The organism is Methylobacterium sp. CCH5-D2 (assembly GCF_001556475.1).
GTDB lineage: Bacteria > Pseudomonadota > Alphaproteobacteria > Rhizobiales > Beijerinckiaceae > Methylobacterium > Methylobacterium hispanicum.
Window position 1 is genome coordinate 1 of the sequence record NZ_LSIX01000184.1, and the last position, 3,966, is coordinate 3,966.

Here is a 3,966-nt window from a genome sequence, read left to right on the forward strand (position 1 = left end):
GTGCATCGCGCGACGCGGCCGCGCCTCCTGCGGCGAAAGCCGCGCCCCCCTTCCCGCCGTGCCGGAATGGGGGGCGTGGTTCAGGCCCGCCCGGAGGGGTGTCGACCGCCTCAGGCCGCGGGGGCGTCCTCCTCCGGCTCCGGATCGGCCGTCCACGCGGTGGCGAAGGCGGCGAGCCGGCGCGCGTCGGGGAAGGCCAGCACCGTCACGGTCCGCTCGGTCGGCGCCGCCCCCGGATAGGGTGCGAGCGCCACGCTCACCTGCGTCAGCCGCGCCTCCGGGGCCTCCGCCGCGATCCAGGCGGCGGCCGCATCGTCCAGGCGGTCGGGCGCGGCGAGCGCCCGGGAATCGCCGCGCAGCACGATCACGTACGATCCGAGACTTGGATCCGCCTCCTGGACCGCCTTGACGACGTCGATCACGCGCCGCTCTCGGGGAATTCGTTGATCTGGACCTGGGCCTGACGGTCGGTGAACTTCGGGATGTCGCCGAAGATCTCGGCCCCGTGCGCGGCGGCCGCCTTCTGGAAGGCGTCGGCCGATTCCCAGGTCAGCAGGGCCATCACCTGATAGGGGGCCTCGCCCCCGTCCGGCGTCGAGACGCCGCGCACGATCTTCGCCTCGTGCAGGCCGAAGGAGGACCAGCGCTCGCGCACCAGCGGCATGTGGTGGCCGAGATAGTAGGCCATGTCGAAGCGGCCGCCGGCCGGGTACATCACGCTCACGAGGATCATCGTTTCTCTCCCGGTGCCCGTCCGGCGGGCGGTCCCCGCTGGCGGGCGCCGCCCGGTGCGGGACTTCGTGTGCCGGGCGCGGACGCGCCCGGTCTGGATCTAGGGCGGCGCGGCCCTCAGTGCAGCTTCACCCGCGGCTCGGTGCGCCGGGTCAGCGCCCGGGCGGCGGCGTCGAGCGCCGTCTTGACGGTGCCGTGCAGCGCCCGCTCGTGCATCTTGTAGAGCGAGCGGTACATCAGCCGGGCGAACAGCCCGGCGATGAACATGTTCTTCCCCTGGATGAAGCCCATCAGGCTGCCCACCGTGGAGTACTCGCCGAGCGAGACCAGGGAGCCGAAGTCGCGGTAGCGGAACGGCGTCAGCGGCCGCCCGGCCATCTTGGCGGGGATCTGCTTGACGAGGTAGGTCGCCTGCTGGTGGGCGGCCTGGGCGCGGGGCGGCACGGGCGTGTCGGAGCCGGCCTCCACGAGGTAGGCGCAGTCGCCGATCGCGAAGATGTCCGGGTCGCGCGTGGTCTGGAGCGTCGGCGTCACCACGAGCTGGTTGGTGCGCGTGGTCTCGAGCCCGCCGATATCGTGCAGGAAGGGCGGCGCCTTCACGCCCGCCGCCCAGACGACCAGTTCGGAGGGGATGAAGGCGCCGTCGGCGAGCGCGACGCCGTCGGCCCGCACCTCGGTGACGCGGGCGCGCACCCGCACCTCGACGCCGATCTTGGTGAGCAACGCCATCACCTCCGCCGAGAGCCGGTGCGGCACGGCCGGGAGGATGCGGTCGGCGGCCTCCACCAGGGTGATCTTGAGGTCCTTGTCCGGGTCGATGCGGTCGAGGCCGGTGCCGACCACGTGGCGCAGCGTGCGGTGCAGCTCGGCAGCGAGTTCCGTGCCGGTGGCGCCCGCACCGATCACCGTGACGTGGAGCTGGCCCGGCCGCACCGGGCCGGTCTGGGTGTGGGCGCGCAGCATCGCGTTGACGAGGCGCTGGTGGAAACGCACCGCCTGGGCCTGGGTGTCCAGCGCGATGGCGTGCTCGGCCACGCCCGGCGTGCCGAAATCGTTGGTGGTGGAGCCCACCGCCATCACGAGCGTGTCGTAGGGAACCGTCCGCTCGGGCGTCACCTCGCGCCCTTCCGCATCGTGGCTCGCGGCGAGCTGGACCGTGCGCGTAGCCCGGTCGAGCCCAATCATCTGGCCGATGCGGTAGCGGAAATGGTGCTGGTGGGCGTGGTGCAGGTAGTCCACCGCGTGGTGCCCGATGTCGAGGCTGCCGGCCGCCACCTCGTGCAGCAGCGGCTTCCAGATATGGGTGCGGGCCCGGTCCACCAGCGTGACGTGCGCCTTGCCCTTGCGGCCGAGCTTGTCCCCGAGCTGCGTGACGAGCTGCAGGCCGGCGGCGCCGCCTCCGACCACCACGATGCGGTGCAGGCCGCTCTCCTTCTCGGCAGGTACCATTCCGTCCCCTCAAGCGCTCGTCGGCCCGGCACGTCCGGCCACCGCGATCTCATCCCTGCTTACACAGGATAGGCGTCTGTATGCCAGATCTTCCCGTCACCCCGTCCGGCCTCTTGCGCGGGACGCGCGCTCAGGCCTGCGGCGCGCCGGGCTGGCGCAGAGGATGCGCCTCGGCGAAGGCGGGCAGCGCGAGGCAGGTCTCGGCGATGCGGGCCACGGTCGGATAGGGCTCGGTCGGCACCGAGAAGATCCTGGTGCCCACCCAGAGGCTGACGAGGCAGAGGTCGGCGTGGCTGACCTGATCGCCCTGGCAGAACCGGCCGGTGCCGGGCTCGCCGCTCAAGCGCTTCTCCAGCGTCTCCAACCCGGTGGTGAAGCTGTGGCGCACGAACTCCATCATGCGCGCCTGGGGCAGGCCGTAGGCTTCCATCAGGTAGGTGCGCACCCGCGGCACGTAGAGCGGGTGCGTGTCGCAGGCGACGACCTGGGCGAGCGAGCGCGCCCGCGCACGGGCCCGCGGGTCCTCCGGCAGCAGGCGCACGCCGCCCCGCGTTTCCTCCAGATAGTCGAGGATGGCGAGCGACTGGGTCAGCGGCGGCCCGTCCCCGTCGAAGAGCGCCGGCACCGCGCCCTGCGGGTTGATCGCCCGGAATTCCGGCCGGTGCTGGTCGCCCGCGTCGAGGTCGATGAAGGTCTCCTCGTACGGGATCTGCTTCAGCTTCAGGGCGATCCGTACCCGGAAGGCGGCGGCCGAGCGCCAGTTGCCGTACATCTTCATCGTGTGCCCCCATCTCGCCTGCCACCGAGCACACCCCAGAGCGGTCCGAACCGCAAGGGCCGCGCCCGTCATGATCCGGGCCTCTCCCCGGCCTGCTATCCGCCGGCTGAAAACCTGCCCGGCGCTGCGACGCGTTGCCCCGGCCGCGGCTTCCTGCAAAGACACGGGCTCAAGGACACGCTTCGGGCCCGCACGAGCCCCGATGGAGCACCGGGATGCAGATCGCCACACCCTACCTGATGTTCCTCGGCGACGTGCCGGACAAGCTGGCCGCCAAGACCGCCTACGGCATTGCCGACTGGCGTCCCGAATGGTGCGTCGGCCAGATGCGCCTGCCCGGCTGCGCGGCCGATCTCGGCATCCCGGACCTCACCCTCGACGAGGCGCTCGCCAAAGGCTGCCGGACGCTGGTGATCGGCGTGGTCAACGCGGGCGGCGTGCTGCCCGAGCACTGGGTCGCCGAGATCGTGGCCGCCCTCGATGCCGGCCTCGACGTGGCGAGCGGCCTGCACGTCCGGCTCGGCGCGGTGCCGGCGATCGCGGAAGCGGCCGAGCGCAACGGCCGCCAGCTCCACGACGTCCGCCACACCAGCGAGACCTTCGCCACCGGCAAGGGCACGCGGCGGCCGGGCCTGCGCCTGCTGACCGTCGGCACCGACTGCTCGGTCGGCAAGAAGTACACCGCGCTGGCGCTGGAGAAGGGCATGCGGGCGCGCGGCCTCGACGCGGATTTCCGCGCCACCGGCCAGACCGGCGTGTTCATCTCCGGCCGGGGCGTGGCCATCGACGCGGTGGTGGCCGATTTCATCTCGGGCGCCGTCGAGTGGATCGCGCCGGCCGCCGCGCCGGGGCACTGGGACCTGATCGAGGGCCAGGGCTCGCTCTACCATCCCTCCTTCGCGGGCGTGAGCCTCGGGCTGCTCCACGGCGCGCAGGCGGACGCCTTCGTGGTCTGCCACGAGCCGACCCGCACCACGATGCGCGGCGTCGAGCACCCGCTGCCGACG

Annotated in this window: 5 protein-coding genes; 1 reads left to right on the forward strand and 4 read right to left on the reverse strand. The window is 72.5% G+C overall.

Annotation, left to right across the window (positions count from 1 at the left end; translation table 11 throughout):
• Positions 1-110 precede the first annotated feature (110 nt).
• The 4 genes from AX737_RS04780 to maiA form a co-directional block, all read right to left on the reverse strand.
• Positions 111-422: a hypothetical protein gene (locus tag AX737_RS04780; RefSeq protein ID WP_066919401.1), complete on the reverse strand. Its 312-nt coding sequence runs from the start codon at positions 420-422 to the stop codon at positions 111-113.
• Positions 419-733, reverse strand: a complete 315-nt coding sequence (locus AX737_RS04785; RefSeq protein WP_066919403.1) for an EthD family reductase — start codon at positions 731-733, stop codon at positions 419-421. The genes AX737_RS04780 and AX737_RS04785 overlap by 4 nt, the downstream gene beginning before the upstream one ends.
• 116 nt (positions 734-849) lie before the next feature.
• Entirely contained in the window at positions 850-2,181 is a 1,332-nt protein-coding gene (locus AX737_RS04790; protein ID WP_066919405.1) for an NAD(P)/FAD-dependent oxidoreductase, read from the reverse strand.
• A 130-nt stretch (positions 2,182-2,311) separates the two neighbouring features.
• A complete protein-coding gene (gene maiA / locus AX737_RS04795; RefSeq protein ID WP_066919407.1) occupies positions 2,312-2,959 on the reverse strand; it encodes a maleylacetoacetate isomerase in 648 nt (215 codons plus the stop codon).
• Between the two features lie 215 nt (positions 2,960-3,174).
• On the opposite strand from maiA, the gene AX737_RS04800 reads away from it, so the two are divergent.
• Positions 3,175-3,966 (forward strand): DUF1611 domain-containing protein (locus AX737_RS04800; RefSeq protein ID WP_066919409.1); only part of this gene is annotated, 792 nt, incomplete at its 3' end.